The organism is Trueperaceae bacterium (assembly GCA_002707365.1).
Taxonomy (GTDB): Bacteria; Deinococcota; Deinococci; order Deinococcales; family Trueperaceae; genus UBA6957.
The window spans coordinates 39559-62888 of sequence record PAMQ01000009.1 but is presented as its reverse complement, the minus strand read 5'-3'; the positions used below and the strand labels follow the sequence as shown (position 1 = coordinate 62888).

General features: G+C 46.4%; 19 protein-coding genes. 11 read left to right on the top strand and 8 right to left on the bottom strand.

Translation table 11 applies throughout. The features are described from left to right. A partial coding sequence (locus CMO31_04345) for a hypothetical protein (GenBank protein ID MAZ53231.1) occupies window positions 1–1574 on the bottom strand: 1574 nt, incomplete at its 3' end. A 107-nt stretch (window positions 1575–1681) separates the two neighbouring features. Beyond that, the gene (locus CMO31_04340) at window positions 1682–3688 is read right to left on the bottom strand and encodes a cell division protein FtsH (protein ID MAZ53230.1); all 2007 of its coding nucleotides are present in this window, start codon (window positions 3686–3688) and stop codon (window positions 1682–1684) included. A gap of 339 nt (window positions 3689–4027) precedes the next feature. Here CMO31_04340 and CMO31_04335 point away from each other — a divergent pair, with 339 nt between their 5' ends. The 4 genes from CMO31_04335 (at window position 4028) to CMO31_04320 (ending at window position 8039) form a co-directional block, all read left to right on the top strand. Then, window positions 4028–5077, top strand: a complete 1050-nt coding sequence (locus CMO31_04335; protein ID MAZ53229.1) for a 23S rRNA (adenine(2503)-C(2))-methyltransferase RlmN — start codon at window positions 4028–4030, stop codon at window positions 5075–5077. A 333-nt stretch (window positions 5078–5410) separates the two neighbouring features. Continuing rightward, entirely contained in the window at window positions 5411–6400 is a 990-nt protein-coding gene (locus CMO31_04330) for a hypothetical protein (GenBank protein MAZ53228.1), read from the top strand. Beyond that, window positions 6400–7020 (top strand): redox-sensing transcriptional repressor Rex, encoded by a 621-nt coding sequence (locus CMO31_04325; GenBank protein MAZ53227.1) that lies wholly within the window; start codon window positions 6400–6402, stop codon window positions 7018–7020. The genes CMO31_04330 and CMO31_04325 overlap by 1 nt, the downstream gene beginning before the upstream one ends. A 71-nt stretch (window positions 7021–7091) precedes the next feature. Then, a complete protein-coding gene (locus CMO31_04320) occupies window positions 7092–8039 on the top strand; it encodes an octaprenyl-diphosphate synthase (protein ID MAZ53226.1) in 948 nt (315 codons plus the stop codon). A gap of 281 nt (window positions 8040–8320) precedes the next feature. On the opposite strand, the gene CMO31_04315 is transcribed toward CMO31_04320, so the two are convergent. The 4 genes from CMO31_04315 to CMO31_04300 all read right to left on the bottom strand — a co-directional run bounded on the left by CMO31_04315 (window position 8321) and on the right by CMO31_04300 (window position 13150). Continuing rightward, window positions 8321–8614 (bottom strand): integration host factor, encoded by a 294-nt coding sequence (locus CMO31_04315; protein ID MAZ53225.1) that lies wholly within the window; start codon window positions 8612–8614, stop codon window positions 8321–8323. A 164-nt stretch (window positions 8615–8778) separates the two neighbouring features. After that, window positions 8779–9378, bottom strand: coding sequence for a 1-acyl-sn-glycerol-3-phosphate acyltransferase (locus tag CMO31_04310; protein ID MAZ53224.1), 600 nt, complete (start codon window positions 9376–9378; stop codon window positions 8779–8781). Window positions 9379–9760: 382 nt separating this feature from the next. Beyond that, window positions 9761–10249, bottom strand: a complete 489-nt coding sequence (locus CMO31_04305; protein MAZ53223.1) for a hypothetical protein — start codon at window positions 10247–10249, stop codon at window positions 9761–9763. Window positions 10250–10282: 33 nt separating this feature from the next. After that, window positions 10283–13150 carry an excinuclease ABC subunit A gene (locus tag CMO31_04300; GenBank protein MAZ53222.1) on the bottom strand — a complete coding sequence of 956 codons (2868 nt, stop codon included), beginning with the start codon at window positions 13148–13150 and terminating at the stop codon, window positions 10283–10285. A gap of 454 nt (window positions 13151–13604) precedes the next feature. Between CMO31_04300 and CMO31_04295 the strand changes: the two genes are divergently transcribed. The 5 genes from CMO31_04295 (at window position 13605) to CMO31_04275 (ending at window position 18351) form a co-directional block, all read left to right on the top strand. Next, on the top strand, window positions 13605–14066 hold the full coding sequence (locus CMO31_04295) for a hypothetical protein (GenBank protein ID MAZ53221.1): 462 nt from the start codon (window positions 13605–13607) through the stop codon (window positions 14064–14066). Window positions 14067–14472: 406 nt separating this feature from the next. Then, a complete protein-coding gene (gene sufC, locus CMO31_04290) occupies window positions 14473–15234 on the top strand; it encodes a Fe-S cluster assembly ATPase SufC (GenBank protein MAZ53220.1) in 762 nt (253 codons plus the stop codon). 87 nt (window positions 15235–15321) lie between these two features. After that, window positions 15322–16707: a Fe-S cluster assembly protein SufB gene (gene sufB, locus CMO31_04285; protein MAZ53219.1), complete on the top strand. Its 1386-nt coding sequence runs from the start codon at window positions 15322–15324 to the stop codon at window positions 16705–16707. Between the two features lie 7 nt (window positions 16708–16714). Continuing rightward, on the top strand, window positions 16715–18037 hold the full coding sequence (sufD, locus tag CMO31_04280) for a Fe-S cluster assembly protein SufD (GenBank protein ID MAZ53218.1): 1323 nt from the start codon (window positions 16715–16717) through the stop codon (window positions 18035–18037). Then, window positions 18034–18351 (top strand): ferredoxin, encoded by a 318-nt coding sequence (locus CMO31_04275; GenBank protein ID MAZ53217.1) that lies wholly within the window; start codon window positions 18034–18036, stop codon window positions 18349–18351. The genes sufD and CMO31_04275 overlap by 4 nt, the downstream gene beginning before the upstream one ends. Before the next feature lie 96 nt (window positions 18352–18447). Here CMO31_04275 and ispF read toward each other — a convergent pair whose 3' ends face one another. Next, entirely contained in the window at window positions 18448–18936 is a 489-nt protein-coding gene (gene ispF, locus CMO31_04270; GenBank protein ID MAZ53216.1) for a 2-C-methyl-D-erythritol 2,4-cyclodiphosphate synthase, read from the bottom strand. A gap of 96 nt (window positions 18937–19032) precedes the next feature. Here ispF and CMO31_04265 point away from each other — a divergent pair, with 96 nt between their 5' ends. Together CMO31_04265 and CMO31_04260 are read left to right on the top strand one after the other, a co-directional pair. Then, a complete protein-coding gene (locus CMO31_04265; protein MAZ53215.1) occupies window positions 19033–20178 on the top strand; it encodes an aminotransferase in 1146 nt (381 codons plus the stop codon). Then, window positions 20175–21149, top strand: coding sequence for a serine/threonine dehydratase (locus tag CMO31_04260; GenBank protein ID MAZ53214.1), 975 nt, complete (start codon window positions 20175–20177; stop codon window positions 21147–21149). Before CMO31_04265 ends, CMO31_04260 begins: the two co-directional genes overlap by 4 nt. 141 nt (window positions 21150–21290) lie before the next feature. Here the strand turns inward: CMO31_04260 and acs are convergent, their stop codons facing one another. Next, a complete protein-coding gene (gene acs, locus CMO31_04255; protein ID MAZ53213.1) occupies window positions 21291–23237 on the bottom strand; it encodes an acetate--CoA ligase in 1947 nt (648 codons plus the stop codon). Between the last annotated feature and the right edge of the window lie 93 nt (window positions 23238–23330).

Genomic DNA, 23330 nt, shown 5'->3' with positions numbered 1-23330 from the left:
ATGATGGGACCAAACTCTGTGGATCGCCACTCTCCTTCTAAACTATCGCCACCTTCTACTTCAACCTCGAGCACAACAAAGGACTCTCCCTCTACCGAGAAGGCTCTAATTNCAGCCAATTGTTGCGGAATNCCAGGTTCAACATGAAATTCATANNTTAGTATNCTTACTTCTTCTGGGAGGCTATNAGATTCAAAGGTAGGTTTTGGTATCTCTANCNNGGGAAGATTAATCCGAACACCGATANTTCCNTCTACAGGATTACCTGGTGCAGGGAATTGATCAATTATTCCTTCTGGAAGGTCAGAAATATATACGAACTCGATCGANAGTTNAGTNGAGGAGNCNACTTTCCGTGCTTCTTCTTCGCTTAATCCAATGAGGTTTGGTGCGGATCCAGGTACAGCTTCTCGTGCTTGCGGTTTAGTCACTAAAAGTCTCAGGCGGGAATTATGAATAGGGATAGGCTGGTAGGGTGGTAAGGACTGAGTTACAACAACGTCAGTGATCGATCCGGANTCNACTCGATCGATCACNATNTTGTCAGGTTTAAATCCTGCCGTTTCCGATAGAAAAAGTGCGTCTTGAAGATGTAGGCCGGTAAGGTTAGGCAGGAAGGTAGCTTCGAGCAATGGTCCATCGCTAACCAAAATGTCAACGGCCTGGCCTCGACCGACACTTTTTCCCGGCGGTAGTCGTTGCGCTGTGATTATGCCAGACTTAATGTTTTGCGGGAGACGAGCTATAGAACCTAATACGAGATTGGCGTCAAGTAATCGTTCTGTGGTCTCACTTGGAAACACTAGCCCTATCAGGTTGGGNACCTCAGTTNGCTCCATTTTGTCAGCTGGCAGTGCAAAGTTTACTAATATAGTTCGTCCCGGCCGAATTTGATCCCCTGCTGAGGGTTTCGTCTTAACGACGGTATTTGCAGGAGCAAGAGAGGTAACAGGATCTGCTATTAACCCAAGACCGATATCCTGTAGGGTTGCGGTCGCCTGTTCCAGTGAGAGCCCTTTTAGATCTGGGACAATGACAATTGAATTGTTGGTACGGCGGTTGAATCCTGCCATTAAGACAAAGATTGCTATTAANGTTAGAACAAGACTAATACTCCAACTTGTTACCCAGTTAGGAAAGCTTCTAGCTGTTTTTCCCTCAACAATAGAGTTAGCAACTTTAATGGGGGAAGGTTGGCCGTCAAAAGAGACGTCGTAAATTCGTATATGCCCATCGTCTNACCGTACGTCTACTAGTTTCGGAGGTAAATNAAGGNGGTGCAGTATTTCAAGTAGCCTTGCATCAGGTTCAACTTGGCGGTTTTGAGGTTGTTTCCAAACTACATAGTGGGCACCAGGCCTAGAAACGACGTCGTAAAGGGCAGCCAGTCCTAATTGATTAAGTTGCCGTAATGTCCGGCGATAGGATTCAAACCGTTGTTCCTGTTCTACTGTGATTTCGTACCAAATAATGCGGACNGGACTTCCGTCAGGAGCCGTTGCTTCAAACTGGGCTTGCTTCTCCCCCAAAGCTTTCCGGTTAATGATTTCGTAGGTGCCATCTAGTAGGGCCACAATCACTCCCCTGCCGACGGAAATAACATGCCTACAAAATACCCCGAGTGAAATGATATTCGCATCGAGTCATATGGAGAGAATAATTAAAATTTCTTCTTTAAAGCTTAGCTTCCGGGTCCTTCTGGAGCCGGTCTTGTATCGATAGGGGGAACAGGGTGCTCTGCTTCTACTTGGCGTTTTCGTTCTTCCTCTTCTAGCCGTTTNCGTTCTAGTTCTGCAGCGGCTTGTACCTCTGCTTCNGCCTTGTCTGNTTCATCAATGATCCAGTCTATAATTTCTTCGGCCTGGGAGCCTGACGCTGCTTTTTCGAATGCAGCTTCGATAAGTGAACCGTCGATTGTTTCCCGTTTAAGCAAGGCGGAAGCAGTGGCTTCAACCGCGACCCAATTATCCTTTAACACCATTTGCGTCCTCTGGTAAGCCGACTCAAGGATATTAGTGACCTGTTCCTCTAACTCCCGAGCCGTTTCTTCACTAAAGTCTTTACGTCTAGAAATCTCGCCGCCAAGAAATACAGGCCCCTGATCTGAACCCCAAGCGAGGAATTCCTGTCCTCCCATGCCCAAATCGAGGACCATCTGTTTAGCCATCTCAGTAGCTTGTTTAAGATCGTTTGAAGCGCCACTAGAAATAGTACCAGTAATATGCTTTTCTGCTACTCTCCCTCCGAAGGCAACAACTAATTGCTCCGTAAATTTCTTGACATCGTGGAACATCTCTTCTTTCGATAGTGGTGCCATGAAACCACCAGCTCCCCCGCGGGGGAGGATGGTTACCTTGCGGATGTTACCTAGGTCTGGATGTGCAGCAAAGGCTATTGCATGGCCAGCTTCGTGGTAAGCAAGGATTTTGCGCTCAGTTTCTGTTGGTACCAGGCTGGCTCGGCGAAGACCAAGAGTAATCCGGTCAAGGGCTTCATTAAAATCAGTCCAGAAAATAATTTGCATGCCACTTCGCGCAGCNACCAAGGCTGCTTCATTAGCTAGGTTTTCGAGGTCTGCTCCTGAAAACATCGGAGTCGCTTCAGAAAGCCTCTTGAGGTCAACATCGTCGCCGATAGGCTTATTTCGTACGTGGACTTTGAGGATTTCCTGACGCTCACTTTGTGTTGGTAGTCCGATAGTGATCTGGCGGTCAAATCGNCCAGGTCGAAGTAGAGCTGGGTCAAGGATATCTGGGCGATTAGTTGCTGCAATTATTATGACCGAAGTATCTTTTTCAAAACCGTCCATTTCGGACAGAATCTGGTTCAGCGTCTGCTCCCGTTCATCGTGGCCGCCACCTATGCCTGCACCACGACGACGACCGATCGAGTCAAGCTCATCAATAAAGATTATGGCGGGGCTCGATTTTCTTGCATCGTCAAATAAGCTTCTGACACGACTAGCGCCGACACCGACAAACATCTCCATAAACTCAGAAGCGCTCACTGAAAAGAAAGGCACGCCGGCTTCTCCGGAAACTGCTCGGGCGAGTAGAGTCTTGCCGGTACCTGGAGGGCCAACAAGTAGTACGCCTTTAGGGATTTCTGCTCCGATACTGAGATATTTCTGGGGACTTTTGAGGAAGTCAACTACCTCTTCCAACTCTTGTTTGGCTTCTTTGTGGCCAGCTACATTATCGAAACTGGTTTGTACCTGGTTTTCGCGGCCATAGGTTTTGGCACGAGATTGGCCAAATTGCATCACTTGGTTAGGTCCACCTTGTGCACGCATAAAGATGAACCAGAAGAACGCAATTAAGATGACGATGGGGAGGATAGATATAGCAAAACCGATCCACTGTGGGGGATTTCTAATCGATACCGAAGGGACGTTTGCCTCAAGACGTTGTAATAAAGAATCAGTGATTACCGCGGTAGTTCTAAATGAATTGATTGAACGCGGTTGTCCATCTACATCTACCTGGGTTGCTTCTCTAAGGTTTCCTTCAATGTTCCCGTTGTTACGTTCTACGGTAACTTTAGAAACTCGACCTTCATTAAGCAAGCGAGTAAAGGTGGAAAAATTAATATCCCGCCGGTTTGATCCACTAGAAGTGAACTGATTGACAACGAAGATTGTCAGTATAATTAACATTACTAGCAGCCATGGGTTGAACGGTCGTCTCAAAACAAGCCCCCTTAGTGAAGACAGGAGGTGTCGTTCGCAAGAACTTTTACACCCCCGCCGAGTAGGAATAGGGTAGCACCTCCTACTAACGATGACCTGTAATGTAAGGGACCATGACCCAAATATGTTTCGAAGTTTTTAGATTTAAATTTGTGAATCTGCAAAACCTAAACGGAGTCTTTTGTGGATGGTAGGCGATCTGCTAACGATTTAAGCACAAATCAAGCGAAATGAGACTAGAATGTTGAGTGTGACCTATAGTCTTTGTACCCGTCTTGATTCCCGAATAATTGTTCTGGAAGGTAGCTTAAGCAAATCTTCGTTGATTCAGGTCTCGGTATGCAATCAATGATTGATCTTCTCGATTTAAGTCCGGGATCTTTACCGATTCCAGTGGCAGATGAACCATACAGGAGGGATCAACTGCTGGATTGGATATACCGTCAAGGTGTAGATCAATACGATGAGATGACCAATCTGCCCCGGGTGTGGCGGGAGACTCTTGCGTCGCAATTTCGATTGGTCCCGTTTAAGGATGTTGAGCGGTTCCCTTCCCGTGATAATTCAGTTCGTTATTTATTTACACTCTCTGACGGTAAGCAGACTGAGGCCGTTTATATGCCGTATGCCAACAGGAAGACAGTGTGTATTTCTTCGATGGTAGGTTGTCCGGCAGGTTGCTCTTTTTGTGCAACGGGGGCCCTGGGGTTTCAACGTAATCTCTCTCAGGCTGAGATAGTAGGACAGTTTTTAGTTGTTGCCAAGGGGGAAGGCATAGCTCCTCTTGAAATTCGTAACGTTGTCCTCATGGGTATGGGAGAGGCATTACTAAACTTCGACAATGCGCTTGGTGCAATCCGGGCCCTGATTCACCCAAATACGTGTGCTCTTTCGCCTCGCAGGATTACTCTTTCAACGGTTGGATTCCCGGCTAAGATAGTGAGGCTTGCTGAAGAAGGACTTCCTTTGGTATTGGCTGTGAGCCTTCATGCGCCTGACGATGCAACGCGGATGCAGATTATTCCGACAGCCCACGCATACCCAATCGCGGAAATAGTGCAATCGCTTCACACGTGGCAGGATACGGTTGGTCGGCGAATCACTATCGAATATACGATGCTCAAGGATGTTAACGATTCTGCTTGGCAGGCTAAGTTGCTCGAAAGGCGTTTACGGGGACTTCGGGTTCATATCAATCTGATCCCGTTTAATCCTTGGTCAGGGTCAGGTTTTGAAGTTACCGCCGCCAAGAAGCTACTAGCTTTTAAAGAAACGCTCGAGTCATCTGGCCTTAACGTTTCAATTCGTTTTAGCAGAGGCCAGGACTCAGCTGGTGCTTGTGGTCAACTTGCACTTTCCCGGCGCAATGAAGGTAACTATGTCGACTAAAGCCTTTGTTATTCCGAAACATCTTGCCTGATATGGCTCGTGGGGGATTTCACACGGTACTAACAATTCCCCTTCTAGACTAGTCATGTATTTTCATTTTTACGGTAGATGCCGTAAAGGGGAAGCCATTTTTGCGTGGCTGGAGATAGGAATTGTGGGTGGTACGGGATGGATCAGAAGCGTAGGCCGTCTTTTCCAGGCGACGAGTTCGGATGTTTGGAATGCCGCCGGCTCCGGTATCAAGGTGAGAAAATTAAGGCTGCCGGGGTTTTGTCAGCACCACAATTAGTCTTGATTAACTTTTCTTCCGCGGCGGTTGAGTAGGTTTTCCTAATGGACTGGATTCGAAGAAACTGGCCTGATCTTGTGATAGGCGTGGCCCTAGTTTCCGTTATAGGTGCAATAGTAGCTACCCTAATGACTGGTGGATCGATCTTTAATCTCGTTGGTCGCTCTCCGTTATCCAATCCGATATCCAACATAGATGAGAATAAATCCCCAGATATGGTTCCGATAATTAAAGAATCTCTGCCTCAAATTTCACCGGTACCTCTTGGTGATAGTTATGATGAAAATGAAATTGAGTTGGAAGTCCCAACCGCCATGGAGAGAAGAGACCTAGAGGAAGCTTCTCCGACGCCAGTGCCCTCCCAAGATCTTGGAATAGCAGAGGAAGAGGCTTCGGGGTTGGTGCCCTCAATTGGAGACACCAGTTCCCCAACAGACTCCCAGGAAACTGGGCGGTACCGCATTTCAATAGGGGCATTTGGTAATAAAGAAAACGCTGAAGGTTTGTTGCGGGGTTTCCGTGATCAGGGTTACCCGGTTTTCTTGGGTAGACAGGGGACATTATTTATTGTTTTGGTTGGTCCTTATGAACTGTTAAAAGATGCTGAATTAATATCAGGCCGAATTGAGGAAGCGAACAATGGTGTCGATAGCACCCTGATTTATACCTACGATCCTAACGAGGATACGTCGGTAGTTACTCAAATTATGGAGACAAGTGATCCAGGCTTGGTAGAACCAAATACTGGGCAGCAGCAGCCGGTAGCAGAAGAGGTCATCGAGCAGCAAGGAGAAGGTTTTGACACGTTGAGATCCCAGGAATTAGAGCCGGAATCCTATTTGCAGGTGGGGGCCTATGCCTCTTTAGAGAGTGCCAGGCCGCAGTTGGATCGCCTTACTGAGCTTGGTTACTCAGTGAGTAGCCGGGAAGAAGGTGGGCTTGTCAAGCTACTGGTAGGCCCTTTTAGCACCGAAGAAATTTCTCTAGTTCGTACCAAATTGTTGACAGACGGGATCGATAGCTTCATACGGTAATGTCAACCATTCCGACAGCTACTATTAGTCGTCTTGTTACCTATCTGAGGATCCTAACCGATTTAGATTTTAGTGGAGTAAAGAAAACTTCTAGTGACCATCTTGCTGAGGAAGCTCAGGTATCTGCTTTCCAGGTTCGGAAAGATTTGGCGTACTTTGGCCGTTTTGGGACACGGGGGACAGGGTATTTAGTTCCGATGTTGAGACGTGAAGTACGGCGAATTTTGGGCCTCACTCGTCCTTGGAATGTTGTGATTGTAGGAATGGGTCGCCTAGGTCAAGCAATTGCCGATTACCCGAACTTTTACCAATATGATTTTTCCTTGTGTGGCTTTTTCGATATTGATCCCGAAAAAGCTGGAGACCAGGTGAGGGATGAAGAGATAATGCATCCGCGAGATATGCCGAGAATAGTCAAGGAGAGGGACATAGATATTGGTTTTCTTACGGTTCCGCAAGGTGCAGCCCAACAGGCAGCAGACCAGATAGTAGCTGCAGGTATTGGGGGAATATTGAACTTTGCTCCTTCGGTAATTAATGTTCCCGAAGAAGTTCATGTGGAATCTGTAGATTTTATGGCAGGCCTTATGAGGCTTTCATTTTACCGCCAGAATCGCTAGTCGAAGCAGAATTTCCATAAGATTTAATTTCGGCACTGGGTTCGTGGCGGATTGTGCCGTATACTTGCCCGGTGTCTGAGCTAATAAAATCGGAGTTAGCAGGTTTTGGGAAACGTTTGGCAAAAGAACTCCATTCTAATGTTGGCTTTATTAAAGAAATCAGTGAAGGCCTTGTATCTGCTGGAGGGAAGAGGCTTCGCCCAAGCCTCTCCCTCTTGGCTGGAAAGCTATTAGGGGTTTCTTCCGAAACAAGCATTCAAGTTGCTCTTACTGTTGAATTGACTCACTCAGCTACCCTTCTACATGACGATTTGATTGATAATGCCGAAACTCGTCGGGGCTCAGAGTCTGCTTTTCGGCGTTATGGGAGTGTGGTTAGTGTAATGTCAGGTGATTTTATGCTGGCCCGGGCCCTTGGATTGCTTGCAAGTCTCAATAACTCTGAGTTTACTCGTTTAATGTCAGAAACAGCCACACAAATTTGCGAAGGAGAGGTGCTCCAGCTTCAAATGGCTAGTGATGAGGCTTGGGATTTTGACCGCTATCGCCAGGTGATTGAAGGTAAGACAGCTGTATTGTTTGCAGCTGCTATAGAGGGGGTAGGGCTATTTTCCGGGAGGCCTGTTCAAGAGCTGGTTGCTCTAAGATCTTTTGGTATAAGTTACGGACGTGCTTTTCAGATGCGTGATGATTATCTGGATTTAATGGGTGACGAGAAGTTAATGGGTAAACCGGTTGGTGGAGACTTGCGAGAAGGTAACGGGACTTATCCAGTTTTATGGCTTTTGGAAGCGGGCATTGACGAAGCACAAACTATCCTAAGAAGGAGAGCGTCAGAAGACGGAGATATTAGTCGGATGGTTGATCTAGTTAGGCATTATGGTGCTGATAAGCTCACGAAAGAACAGATTGCAAAAGACATTCGGGAAGCCAAAAAGGCCTTAGAAATTTTCCCAACTTCTGAGGCTCGGACTTGCCTTATAGAGTTAGCTGAACTTGAAATATCTCGGGTCGAATAACATGGGCCTAGGCTATCTTGCGCCCACTATATGATGAAGCAGAGTGTACTCTCAGCATAAGGACTCATTAAATATCTAGAGTTACTTAACTATATCTACTGATGGGTCTGTAACTAAGAAAGAAATAAAAACTGTCGTACCCTAAACATGTTGACACTTTAATGTTGATAGATACTCCGAATGTTTGCGCGGCCCGCTGGTGTTCCGGGCCACGCTAACATTATTATCCTCAGGCTTTTGAGTCTAGCTTCGGGCTTTTTCCAAACCCTGCATAAGGAAACTTAGATGGACACTCGCTCTTTTAAGCTTTTCCCGGGTTTGAATGCAGGGTACTTACTTGCGGGAATATCTATTTTTTCTGTTGTTCCCGGTTTGACTCCCGTGCGTGCCCTCCGGGTACGCACTTCAAAGGTGCCAAAACCGGTTAGCTGTACCTTGAAGTCGTTATCCAAGTGAGAGCTAATTTTGTCAATGATTGTGTCCATAACATCCTTGACATCTTTCTTCTTCATTCCGGTCTCGTCGGCTACAAGATCTACCAAATCAGCCTTCGAGACGGTCTTTGATTTCGCCATATTGTCCCCTCCCCTAAGGAATTACGTAATGGCACTGTAACACGGTGAAGTAGGAGGGAGAAAGTATGATTACGTGCATTTCCTAACTTAATTTCTATACTTCACCTTAATTGCTTCGAATGAACCGACTTTGTTGTTAGGGGCCGTTGCAAAGATATCTAATTTCAATTGGCCTCATTTGGCAAAAGGAGATCGACCCGTTTCATTAGTTCTCTTGTGACTTTGGTTAAATCCTTTCGATGATCGGCTGTGGGTTGAATGGGCTCACCGAAACTAACCCTATACTCCCGGCCGAAACGCCATATAGCTGCCGGTTGAAGAGGAACACTTGCTCGGGTGGCCAAGAATGCAGCTCCGTCGAAGGGTTGAGCATCGCCACTATTACGAGTTCCCTGTGCAAAAATGCCAATGGCGAGTCCAGCATTTAAGCGCCGGAGGGAGTTTTTGATTGCGCCGACATCTATTTCATGTCGATTAACCGGAAAGGCTCTCAGGCCGAGCATCAATAATCTGGACCAAGGATTTTCAAAAAGTTCCATTTTAGCCATAAAGTGGATTTCACGGGGTACAGGGCCAGCTAAAAAGGGTGGATCCCAGGTAGAAATGTGGTTGCTTGCGATAACTAACCCTCCTTCTTTTGGAATTTTTTCGGATCCAAAAGCTTTTAGGCCGTAGAATTGACGACCAAATTGGTAGGCTAACTGTTTAGAGGTCCAATAAAACCAGTCAGACTTTACGAGGCTTTCCAACATATACATGGGCATTATTGTAACGCCGTTTTGTGTATTTTTACAGCCAAATACAGGTGGGTAGCGCCTATATTTGGCTGGAGAGGCTTACTGCGAGTAGTTGCACAACCCATCAAAAGGTTTAGGAGAGAATTACAAAAAATTGTCGGATAAAATCCAATTAATATTCCAGGATAGACCTGTAAGAAGGACATTGATTACCTGCTGTAGCTATTAGGAGGGAAAATCCTAATTAACAGGCTATAGATTTACAGAACTGATTAGGGCTTAAATTAAAACTTCAATAATTACCAGGTAAGATCATTTGTTTCTAGGCGTAGAGGTTGCATCAACGTGGTGAAATATCTATAGTCCCAGACCAGGTCATAACCTTTTAGGTTATGACCTGGTCTGGGACTTACGGATTTTTATTTCGTCGGCTTTGAAGAATGATTGCTAGAAGTACGCCAGTGATTGCCACCGTTGCATGAAGTGCAATCCACGTGCTGCTGTCGGCCTCCCAGGGTAAGTTGACCTTAAATAGCTGTTGTTTAGAAGCTTGCATTACAAATAACTGAGGGATGATAAGTAGTATCGGTGATATCAAAATCGCTGGATAGCGCCACGTTAGCTCTAGTCCAAGAAGAGCTAATAAATTAGAACTTAGAACTATTGGGAGCATAATTACCCAGTCTATATCCGCACTAATTAACCCAATTGGTGGGGCAACGATAGCTGCAAAAAAGGCGTAAGGTAAGCCAGATACCCCAAATGCCAGGTAACTAGCGGCCACAATCCCTAAGCTGCGGTACATTATGGGTAGTGGGGCAACAGCTGCTACAAAGGCTGTTAGGACCAGAAATACACCAATAATTAAGCCTTGTGGCGCCGTCTTAGGACGGTTCATGAGTTCATCTTATGTTACCTGTTGCGTAAGGGATCAAGCTACGTCGTGGACAGACAGTCCGTGGTTGCTGATCTCAGTGATCCTTTGCATGTAAAGTCCAGTTACTGAATCCGGGTTAGAAGCTATATCTTCCGGAGTTCCTTCTGCAATTATTTTGCCACCTTGTTCTCCACCTCCTGGACCCAAGTCAATGATCCAATCAGAGGTTTTTATAACATCGAGGTTGTGTTCTATCACTACTAAGGTATTTCCCCCATCCACTAGACGGTGTAAGACGCCGAGTAGTTTTTTTGTATCATCAAAGTGTAATCCTGTGGTCGGTTCGTCCAAGATGTATAGTGTTTTTCCAGTTGCTCTTTTGCCAAGTTCGGCTGCCAGTTTTATGCGTTGAGCTTCGCCCCCAGAAAGAGTTGGGCTGGACTGACCGATTCGTATGTAACCAAGGCCAACGTCGTACATTAATTTGAGCTTTCGGGCTACAGGCGGAATGTTCTCAAAAAACTCCAACCCTTCATCGACAGTCATTTCAAGTACGTCTGAGATTGAGCGCCCGCGGATTCGCACTTCCAATGTTTCTCGGTTATAACGCTGCCCTTTACATAACTCACAGGGGACGTAAACATCAGGCAAGAAGTACATCTCTACCTTGACGGTTCCGTCCCCTCTGCAGGATTCGCATCGACCTCCTTTGACGTTAAAACTAAAGCGTCCAGGTTTGTAACCGCGTTTTCGTGATTCTGGTGCCCGTGTAAAAAGGTCACGAATTTCAGTAAATATTCCGGTATAAGTTGCAGGGTTGGAGCGAGGAGTGCGTCCTATTGGGCTCTGGTCAATCTCAATGACCTTGTCGATTTCTTCTGTGCCAATGATATGGGTGTGTGCTCCCGCTATTGCTTTGGCCCGATATAGTTTTTTGGCGAGCGACGCATGTAAAATTCTGTGGACAAGCGTAGATTTTCCTGAACCTGAGACGCCCGTGATGCAAGTCATAGTTCCCAAGGGAATTGCGACATCTATATCTTTTAAGTTATGTTCACGGGCGCCAATTACCGTCAAGCGCTTACCATTACCTTCCCTGCGCGTTTTTGGTACTGCGATCCGTTTGTCACCACGGAGATAAGCTGCAGTCAACGAACCATTGTGCTTCTCAACGTCTTTCGGGGTCCCAACTGCTACTATTTCGCCACCATGGATACCTGCTCCTGGACCTATGTCCACGATGTAGTCGGCAGCTCGAATAGTCTCTTCGTCATGTTCAACAACAATTAGTGTGTTGCCGAGATTTCTGAGATTAACGAGTGTGGCTAAAAGCCGTCCATTGTCGCGAGGGTGTAGGCCAATGGACGGTTCGTCAAGGACATATAGAACACCCGTGAGGCCAGAACCTACTTGGGTAGCAAGCCTTATGCGTTGAGCCTCACCACCTGAAAGGGTATTTGCGCTCCGATCCAGGTTTAAATAGTTAAGCCCAACGTCTTCAAGGAATCCTAATCGGGCGTTTACTTCTCGGAGAATGGGTTTAGTAATAGGCGTGGCCGACTTCTGTAGTAATGGTCCTGAAAAAACTTTGATGGCCTCAAGGACAGTAAGTGAGGATAAATCAGCTATGTTCCGATCAGCTACTTTAACCGCTAAAACTTCTGGCTTGTAACGGCTTCCAAGGCAGTGTGGGCAAGGTACTAATGACATATATTCTTCTAATCGTTCCCGGGCAAATTCGCTCGAGGCATCCTTTAGTCTCCGTTCAAGGTTTGGGATGACTCCTTCGAACTCCACCTCAAATCGCATTGTTTCTTTGCTGTTGCGATGATAGACGATTTCTACAGGATTGTCGGTGCCCGTGAGAATCATTTGGCAAAAAGCTTGGTCAAGGTCACGCCAAGGGGTAGATAGGTCGAATTCGTATTGCTCAGATAAGGCCCGTAGGCGGTCCCAATAATATACGCGATTATCATCATTCCGACCTCCGGCCCAAGGAGCAATGGCCCCCTGGCTTATAGATAAGGAAGAATCAGGGATAATTAATTCAGCGTCAAACTGTTTTAAGTGACCGAGTCCAGAACAGGGGTTACACGCGCCGTAGGGGCTGTTGAAAGAAAATATTCTAGGTTCTAATTCTTCTAGGAAGGTGCCGTGTTCAGGGCAAGCTAGCTTCTCGCTGAACAGTTCTTCAACACCAGAATCTGGCAGGAAAAGCCTTAACAACCCCTCGCCCTTGGTTAGGGCAAGTTCGACCGATTCTGCTAGTCGTGGTCGATCTTCTAGTTGTATTTTGACGCGATCGATAACAATATCAACATCATGTTTCTCGTAACGCTCCAAGTTGTTTTTTAGGGCCTGGTCAACGGTCTGAATTTCGCCGTCAAGGCGCACTCGAGCGAAGCCTTCCTTACGAAGGTCGTCAAACAACTTACGGTACTCACCTTTACGTCCTCGTACAACTGGGGCGAGGATAAAGGCCCGTTCGTTAGCAAAATACTCTACGAATCTATCGACAATTTCAGTAACTGACTGTTTCTGGATTATGCGATCACAAATAGGGCAGTGTGGGGTTCCCGCCCGTGCAAAAAGTAGTCTCAAGTAATCATGGATTTCAGTAACTGTACCTACCGTTGATCGGGGATTATGGCTGGTAGTCTTTTGATCGATACTGATTGCTGGGCTTAACCCTTCAATACTGTCTAGATCAGGTTTTTCCATGATTCCCAGGAACTGTCTAGCATAGGCTGAAAGACTCTCGACATAGCGCCGTTGTCCTTCAGCATATATGGTGTCGAACGCTAAAGTTGACTTACCTGAGCCGGAAACCCCGGTAAAGACGATAAATTTGTTCCTCGGAAGCGCGATGTTGATGTTCTTAAGGTTGTGTTCACGCGCACCGTGAATAACTAGATCCTGCAAAGGCTAACGCCTCCTTGTTTTCACGCCCAATAGGGCCCCGAAAAAAGTCTGCCGCGGACTCGGATGACTACGAGCTTGAAGCCGAGCACGGGATTATACCAGAGGTTTGACCGATACTTAAAGTCACTCGCAAATTGTTTGAAGGATGTTTACTTGACTTAGGTGCAAAAAAGTACCGTGAATTTTGTATTGCAGATCAACACCTTTATGTTGTTATGTCTGTTTGGATGTATTAGGCGGCTTTCGCGACTCAAATCTTTTCGTGAACCGGAGTACTTATTATGTTCTTGTGAGGATTTACCGTCAGTGCGAATGGTGATTAAGTTATAGATTGTTTGTTTGTATTTTCACCTGCAGTTTCGCCGTGAAGTTGGATATGAGGCTGTTCGTGGGATAATCTTGTGAAGGTCAAGTGTTTTGTGGGAGTTATGTTCTGTCAACACTGGGAGGAACCGTGCAACAAGCTTATGAGACTTACCAAAGCGTTCTGAAACGCATTAGGGTCTTAATTGACAGGCTCGAGACCGTTGTGATGGATAATTTGGACGGTGGAGGGAAGCAACAGGTTCATAACGAGACTCTGGCAGAGGATAGGACCCTGATCCTGTATGTGATGCTCATTGCTCAGGTCGCAACTTTAGGGATCCTGTTCTTTTGGGCTATGGGCGCCCTCCTTCAATTAACTCAAAATGGTGGACATATCAACAGTCTTCAATTAGATACAATTGGGCCCGGTTTTTTGCACTTTGGGCTAGGACGCATTCTTTACTTTTCATATCCATTTGTAGCTTTTGGGGCTAGTGCTATTGGCTGGTTCCTTTTCTGGCACCGATGGCATCGACCTGCGGTCCTCTTTTGCGGATTTCCAGTGGTTGGAACAGTGGTTTTCTATTTAGCGTTAGTGTTGTTTCGTTAAGATTGGTTTCTTTAGGCTTGATTTAGTATTGAACAATGATTAGGAAGGCTAGTTGATAACCCTATGGGCCTTGGCGTTAATTGCAGTAATATTAGGGGTTAATAGCTTGATATGTTTAACTTAGCGTTCTCTAGCAGCAGACGTTCGACCTTAAGATTTTACTTAAGGTTACCTTTGATTATCTAGTAAACGTGAAACGATTTGATCCCAACAAGGACTCGGGTAAATAGGACGTTTAGACCTTTTCGTAACGGGCTTTTTCCTAAAACAGTGGATTTACTGCATTAATGTATATCTGAATACTAAGCTCGCTGCTCGACATTAACCTGGTTTGCAGGTTATATTTAAACTCGGAACGAATCCGAACTTTAGGGTTTTGCCCTTATGCAGGACTTCAGGAGAAGTAATGATCAGACAGCAGCTCGAAATTAAAAATCTTCACGCTGGAACTATTGCCGGCGAAGCTATTCTAAAAGGCCTCAATTTAACTATCCCCAAAGGAGAAATACACGCTCTCATGGGCCCAAATGGTTCAGGAAAGTCGACTCTTGCCAAAATATTGGCTGGTGACCCAAGTTATGTAATTAGCCAGGGAGATATTCGGATCGATGGTGAAAGCATACTTGAACTAAAGCCTCATGAGAGGGCACGAGCTGGTCTATACTTGGCCTTCCAATACCCTGTAGAGGTGCCAGGAGTTTCGATCGCCAATTTCCTCCGCCTAGCCCTTAATGCTCAGATGCCAGAGGGAGACGAAGCTAGTGTAATGGAGTTCTATAGTAAGTTACAGGCTGCGATTAAAACCTTGGAGTGGGACGAGTCAATAATTGAACGGAACCTCCATGAAGGGTTTTCAGGAGGCGAAAAGAAGCGCAGTGAAATACTTCAACTTCTAGTCCTTGAACCTCAATACGCTATCCTTGACGAAACAGACTCTGGTCTGGATGTCGATGCCTTAAAGGTCGTGTCTAAAGGGGTAAACGCTGCTAGGGGTGAGCAATTTGGTGCGCTGCTGATTACTCATTACCAGAGGTTACTAAACTATATTGAACCGGATCGAGTCCATGTAATGGCAGATGGTAAGATCATTCGCTCTGGCCCAAAAGAGCTGGCCATCGAACTAGACAATAGAGGTTACGACTGGGTCCGGGAGCCCATTGACGCCTGAGCTGTTTAAGTTTCATCGGAACGATCTGGAAAGGAATCTGTTATGTCTGATTTGCCAAATAACTCTGATGCTGACAAGCTCCAGGGAATGGAGCACGAAAAGCAGTATGACTATCAACTGCCTGAGAACTATTTTTTTAAGAGTGAAAAAGGTTTAACTAAGAGAATAGTTGAACGTATCAGCTATTACAAGGACGAACCAGAATGGATGCTCAAGTTCCGCTTACAAGCCTTTGAGATTGCAGAAAAGAAAGGTTGGCCGAGTTGGGGACCCGACATCTCGAAGTTAAATTTCGATGATATTTACTTCTATATTCGGCCTGAAGAACGTCAGGGCACTACAAATAATTGGGATGATATTCCTGAAGAAGTCCTGGAGACCTATCGCCGACTCGGCATTCCAGAAGCTGAACAGCGGTCACTTGCTGGGGTGGGTGCCCAATATGAGTCAGAAATGGTGTATCACAATCTCAAAGATGAGTGGGAGAAGAAGGGCGTAATATTCCTTGATAGCGACACTGGACTTAAAGAGCATCCTGAGGTTTTTCGCGAATATTTTGCTACGGTTGTACCACCTGAGGATAATTATTTTGCAGCAGTCAATTCTGCCGTTTGGTCGGGAGGATCATTCGTTTATGTTCCAGAAGGAGTAGAAATCGATGTGCCGCTTCAGGCCTATTTCCTTCTGAATGCTCAGAATATTGGCCAGTTCGAGAGGACACTTATAATAGGAGCCCCGGGTTCCAAGTTTCACTATATAGAAGGATGTACTGCTCCAAGCTATAATTCTGACTCATTCCACTCAGGTGTTATCGAGATCATTTGTGGTGAGGGTTCTGAAGTGCGATATTCAACCATACAAAATTGGTCACATAATGTTTACAACCTTGTGACTCAGAGGGCACTCGTCAATGCAGGGGCTTCAATGGGGTGGTTAGACGGTAATTTAGGTTCGAAGGTAACCATGAAGTACCCAAGTTGCTATTTGGTTGGCCAAGGGGCAAGGGGAGAGGTCATGTCGATTGCGTTTGCAGGGGATGGCCAGCACCAGGACGCTGGTGCCAAAATGATTCATGCTGCGCCTAATACCTCCTCATCAATCATTTCCAAATCTATCTCGAAAGGGCACGGGCGTTCTTCATATCGAGGCTTGGTGCAGATTAATGATGGTGCAACGGGAGCTAAGTCAAATGTAGAGTGTGATGCCCTTCTCCTAGATGAAACTGCAAAGACTGATACCTATCCGTATATTGAAATTGAGGAAAAATCTGCGCATGTAGGGCACGAGGCCACAGTGAGCAAGCTTAGCGACGAGCAAATTTTTTACCTAATGAGCCGGGGACTAGCAGAGGATGAGGCGAAAGCGTTGATCATCCGTGGCTTTTTAGAACCTGTTGCGAAAGAGTTGCCTCTCGAATATGCGGTCGAGTTGAATCGACTGATCGAACTCGAAATGGAAGGAAGTGTAGGTTAAGGTTCCTATGGTACTTTCGCCGGACCTTCCTTTTAAGGGTCAAGGAATAATCGAAAACTTTTTAGCCCGTGGTGAACCTGATTGGCTTAATGAGGTTCGGCGAGATGCTTTCCAGGTTTTTAAATCTCTCCCTAAACCAACAAATCGTGATGAGCGGTGGCGCTATACAGAGCTTGAACGGTTTGATTTTAAGGGATGTCGGCCCGTTGATAAGCCAATGAATAGGAGTTTGAGCCCCCACATTCGCCAGAGGATTTCTGATTCGGATGCAGATGGTGTTCTGGTACATAAGGGAGGCGAGGTTATTTTCCAAGAAGTTTCAGCGTTAGCAGAAGGTATCATATTCAAGGATTTACGCAATGCAGCTCTTGACCATGCCGAGCTAGTCGAGAAATACCTGGGTAAGGTTTTGGACCCGTCAAATGACAAATATGTTTCTCTTAATACAGCTTTTTGGAGTGGGGGAACTTTCGTATATGTGCCGAAGAATGTCGAATTGGAAGTACCGCTCGGCGCTTTCACTACAGCGGACCAAGGAGGGCTCGGAGTAGGACGCACTTTAATTGTGGTCGACTCTAACGCTAAATTAACCTTTTTAGACGAATACACCTCTGGAACGTTTGATGATCGCTTTTTTCAAAGCTCGGTCACGGAAATTGTCCTAATGGAAGGAGCCCAACTTCGATACGTTTCTTTACAGGACTGGGGTCGCAATGTTGTACATATGAACCATATAAGGGCTCATCTTGAACGGAATAGTCGGCTTGAGAGTTTGACTGTTAGCCTTGGAGCCGATGCTGCTCGGGATGAGGTAGAAACATGTTTGTTTGGACCAGGAGCTGAGAGTGAGATGTTAGGGCTTTACTTTGCAGACCGGGGGCAGCATTTTAATCAGTACACTCTTCAGCATCACCTGTCTGAACACGCTCACTCTGATTTGCTATTCAAAGGGGCCCTCCGGGACGGTAGCACCACAGTGTACTCTGGTGTGATTGTTGTTGATGAAGATGCACAACAAACCAATGCATACCAAACTAACCGTAATCTTCTCCTAGATTCTGAAAGTGAAGCGGTTTCAATTCCTCAGTTGGAGATAGCTGCGAACGATGTGAAGTGTTCTCACGGTTCAACCACTGGTCCGGTTCCGGAGGATCAACGGTTCTATCTTATGAGCAGAGGACTGGCGCCTGAGGTAGCTGAGCACGTGCTAGTTACCGGGTTCCTTCATGAGATTATGAGTCGGGTTACTCTACCTCGTGCGGCCAATTATGTAGAACGTATGGTTCAAGAAAAACTTGGTGTTCCAGGTGTCCATGAAAGACTATTATGACTGAAGGGCGAATAGATGTAGGAGCTACTTCAGATTTTGCTGAAGGAACCATGACTGGCACCAAGGTGAACGGTTCAGAAGTGTTGATTGTAAAACAGCGAGGCGAGTACTTTGCCCTTGAGGATCGTTGTACCCATGACAATGGGATACTTCATGACGGTGATCTTCTCGAAGGAGCCGTCAAGTGTGATCGTCATGGAGCCCGGTTTGATCTTCACACTGGTCGTCCGACCTTGCCTGCTGTGAAAAAAGTCCGAATCTACCATACAGAGGTTCAAGGTGACCGGTTGATTGTGATTTATCAGGAGGCGTAAGGCCCCTCTAAAATTATATTCTGAGGATATTAAGCGGCGAAAACTCTTATAGCTACTCTGAAACGTGATGATTAATTGTTAGTTTATGGTGTAGCGTTATGGTTCCGTGCTGGTCGCTATTAGCACAGAAACTCGGGCTTGGACGTGATCGGGGCTTAACCCTTCACTAGTTTTGAAAGTCACACCTACTTGCGAGGGATTTATGTTTGTTAGCGATGCAATCTGTTCCCGAATAGCTAAACGATGGGGCCCAAGTTTAGGTTTATCAATAGTTACTGTACCGGCAAGATTATTAATCGTAAAGTAACCGTGATTGGACCTTAGGTATTTTAGTACGGCCGCAAGGATTGTTTTGCTACTTAAGCCAATCGAATTTGAGTCACAAGGTGGGAAGAGGTCGCCAATATCCCCCTCGGAAAAACTCGAAAGAAGAGAGTCGGCTAAAGCGTGTAGCAAAACATCGCCGTCGCTGACCGCTTCTGCCCCATGTGGACTGTTAGGAATATCTACCCCACCGATTACTAATCGCCGGGTAGAAACCAGCCGGTGAGAATCTTCGCCGAAGCCGATCCGTAAACTTGAAATCACAGGGTATCCTATCAATCTTGAGTCCTCTCAGCTAAACATCTAACACTTTATTGACATACGCTAGGGGGTATTGTGAGAAAAAAGGAGCAACTAGTGAGTAGATTTAAACCGTTCTTGATGGAGAGGATGATGTCGAAGTACGAACAAAAAGTCGACTACAATCTTTCCGAAAGTGGAGTACACCCAATTTACTTACGAGAACTGTATAAGGAACACCCTGACGAGCTTGCAGCCCTCCTCGACTCGAGCCTAAATTACCCACATGTTAATGGGCTTCCCGAATTACGATCTCGTATAGCTAACCTCTATGAAGGGGCAAGGGAAGAAAACGTCTTAGTAACTGTTGGCGGCATTGAGGCTAATTTCATTGCAACCCGTTCGTTGCTAGAGCCCGGGCAAGAGATGGTGCTTATGCTTCCAAATTACATGCAGATTTGGGGTTTGGCTAAGGACTACAATTTTAATTTGAAGACGTTTCGACTCCTAGAAGAAAACAGTTGGGCTCCTGATTTAACTGAACTCGAAGAGCAGGTTACAACTGATACAAAAGTTATTGTAGTTTGCAATCCTAATAACCCAACTGGCAAGATATTGAGCGAAAAAGAGATGGCGGCAGTGGTGGCGATCGCCGATAGGGTCGGGGCCTGGATATTGGCCGATGAAGTTTATCGAGGTGCGGAACGCCTGGAGGCTGAGATGTCCCCTAGCTTTTATGGGCAATATGACCGTGTTTTGGCGACAGGTAGTATGAGCAAGGCATACGGGATGCCTGGTCTTCGTATCGGTTGGTTACTAGGACCACCGAAAATGCTGGAACGCGCTTGGGAACAACACGAATACATAACCTTGGCAGCTACCATGATGGCGAATAAAATAGCGTCCTTCGCACTCTCTCCTGATGTTTGGCCGGTAATCCTCGAACGTACAAGAGGTTACATTCGTCGAGGTTGGTCCCTTCTTGAAAACTGGCTAGAAGATCAGGGGAACATTATTCAGGTTACAGCTCCCCAGGCAGCAGCCATCGCTTTTTTGCATTATGGATTAAAAATCAACTCTTCAAAGTTAGCCGATAAACTGAGAAATGAGCAGAGTGTACTAATCGTCCCGGGTGATCATTTCGGTATGGATGAATTCCTTCGCGTTAGCTTTGGTCTCCCTCGCGACAATTTGATAGCCGGCTTAAATCGGGTAAGTACTCTGATGAAGGAATTAGTTGAAACCGAAGGCAAGTCTGAATGAATAATAGCTTATCTCTGGTAGAAGTTGGCGAGGCTGTATCACGCACCGAATCTAGAATCAGACCATACGTGCTAGATACGCCTCTAAAGATCTCGCCAAAATTCGGAGAGCTATGCGAAGCTCGTGTGTTTTTCAAGTATGAAAATCTTCAGCGCACTAGTTCGTTTAAGGTGCGGGGTGCGACGAATGCTCTACTTAGCCTCAGCGAAGAAGAAAGGTGCCGAGGTGTTGTAACTGCCTCTACTGGAAATCATGGGATTGCTATAGCCTGCGTTAGTAACCGGTTAGGGGTCAGAGCCACCATTTTTGTTCCTGTAGACAGCTCGCCAATTAAGGTGGACCATATGCGCAGATTAGGTGGAAATGTTCGCGAGCAGGGGGTTGATGGAGTTCAGGCAGAGGTGCATGCTAGAAAGTATGCTGCGGCTATCGGATCGCACTATGTGTCCCCTTATAACGACCCGGACGTCCTTGTAGGTCAGGGTACTGTGGGTTGCGAGATTTACCGTCGTCTACCAGAGGCTGACACCATATTTGTGGCCGTAGGTGGTGGCGGTCTTATATCTGGTATGGGGGCCTATCTCACCAGGTCGAACCCTGGCATCAACATGATCGGCTGCTCGCCAGAAAATTCAGCTGTAATGGTTTCCTCTTTACGCAAGGGGCGCCTCCTTCAAATCACTTCAAAGGAAACTATTTCTGACGGTACTGCGGGTGGAATCGAATCAGGATCAATCACCTTTGACCTCTGTCGAGAATTAGTTCCTGACCTAGAGACAGTACGTGAGAAGGAAATAATTGAAGCCCTACGTTTGTTTATTGACTGCCACGGAATGCCCATCGAGGGTGCTGCTGCTGTAGCCGTTGCTTCACTCCTAAAGCGGCGTGAGTCTATCAAAGGAAGCTGCGTGGTGGTGGTTTTATGTGGTGGCAATATTGATCCGGACAATCTAAAAAGAGCCGTCTCTTAAGTTATACGAGGTACTTACTTTAATAATTGGCGTTGCTCCCCAAGGATAAGCATTTTGCTAACGAGTTTTTATAGCCCAATTTCATTCTGAGTTATTGATCCGCAGCCAGATTAATTAGGGGAACCACAGCCGAAAGCTTTCTTAGTCCTTTCGCATAAGATCTTCAACGACATTGTGATCTTCGAGAGTAGAGATGTCCCCGCTAAGATCTTCCCCAGCAGCAATGTTGCGAAGCAATCGCCGCATGATTTTGCCACTGCGAGTCTTCGGGAGACCTTTCGCTATTCGTATATCGTCAGGTTTAGCTATTGCACCGATTTCATTTGCCACGTGGTTCCTGAGGTCCTCTGCAAGGGTAATAGAATCATGATGACTATCATCGACCGTTACAAACGCTACTAAAGCCTGGCCTTTGGTTTCGTCAGGGCGTCCAACTACTGCAGCTTCAGCTACTGTCGCATGCGATACAAGGGCAGACTCAATTTCCATTGTTCCGAGTCTGTGTCCACTAACATTTACGACATCGTCAACACGACCCATGATCCAGAAGTAACCATCTTCATCGAGGCGGGCTCCATCACCAGCAAAATAGACGTGGGGCACCTCACCCCAATACGTTTTGCTGTAGCGTTCATCGTCGCCATAAATGGTTCGTAACATTGAAGGCCAAGGACGACGTATTACTAGGAAACCGCCTGAACCTGAATCTTGCTTGTTTCCAGTTGCGTCGACAATAATAGGTTCAATCCCAAAGAACGGTAGTCCTGCAGAACCAGGTTTCATGTCGTGGATCCCTGGGAGCGTCGTGATCATTATTCCGCCTGTTTCGGTTTGCCACCAAGTATCCACGATAGGGCAACGGGCACCCCCAATGACTTCCCGGTACCATATCCAAGCTTCGGGGTTAATTGGTTCCCCCACCGTACCCAACAGGCGAAGGCTACTGAGGTCATGTTTAGCCGGGTGTTCTTTCCCGAGTTTCATAAGGGACCGGATAGCGGTTGGGGCTGTATAGAATACTGTTACCCGGTAACGGGCCACTAACTCCCAAAACCGATCTGGGCCAGGGTGAGTGGGTACACCCTCGTACATTACTTGTGTTGCGCCATTCATCATTGGGCCATAGACAATGTAGCTGTGTCCAGTGATCCACCCCACATCCGCCGTGCACCAGAAGACGTCGTTGTCCCTTAGGTCAAAAACATAGCGGCTGGTCAAGTAAGTATAGGTTTGGTAACCACCTGTAGTGTGTTGCACTCCTTTTGGTTTGCCTGTTGAGCCTGATGTATAAAGAATAAACAAAGGATGTTCAGAATCAACTGGTTCGGCGGGACATTTGTTGTCGGCTTTAGCTATAACTTCGTGGTACCAATGATCCCGACCTGATCTCAGGGTGACGCTGTTGCCAGCTCTGCGGACCACAAACACTGTTTCTACCATCGGACACGAAGCTAGGGCTTCGTCAACTGCTGGTTTTAATGGGAGGACCTTACCGCGACGATAACCTCCGTCTGCAGTTACTACGGCTTTCACTTCGCCGTCTAAGATACGGTCAGCTAGAGCCTGGGCACTGAAACCACCGAAGATTACAGAATGGGTAGCACCTATCCGCACACATGCAAGCATAGCGATAGCAGCTTCTGGGATCATTGGCATATAGATAGCGACCCGATCTCCCTTAATTATTCCTTTACTCTTTAGTGCATTAGCAAATCTACTGACTTCCTCATGCATTTGATTAAATGTAATTGTGCGCTTGTCTCCAGGCTCTCCTTCGAAAAAGAAGGCTACCTTGTTCCCTAGGCCTTTTGCAATCTGGTGGTCCAGGCAGTTATACGACAGGTTCGTTTTTCCACCTACAAACCACTTGGCAAATGGTTCTTTCCATTCAGCTACGTGGTGCCAAGCCTCAAACCAATGAAGTTCCTTAGCTATAGATCCCCAAAATTCCTCTGGTTTGTTTAAAGATAATCTATAGAGTCGGTCGTAGTCCTCATGGTTTTTTAGACGCGCGCTTGCACGAAACTCCTCAGTCGGGCTAAAACGACGATCTTCCTGTAAGACTGATTCGATTCGCTCAGGCATCATTTCTCCTCTTATCGCTTTGCCAGGTTGATTGTACCGAAGTAAAGCTACTATAGCCTGCGGGCTTGGGGTGGGTTTGTTAATCGATTTAGTTCG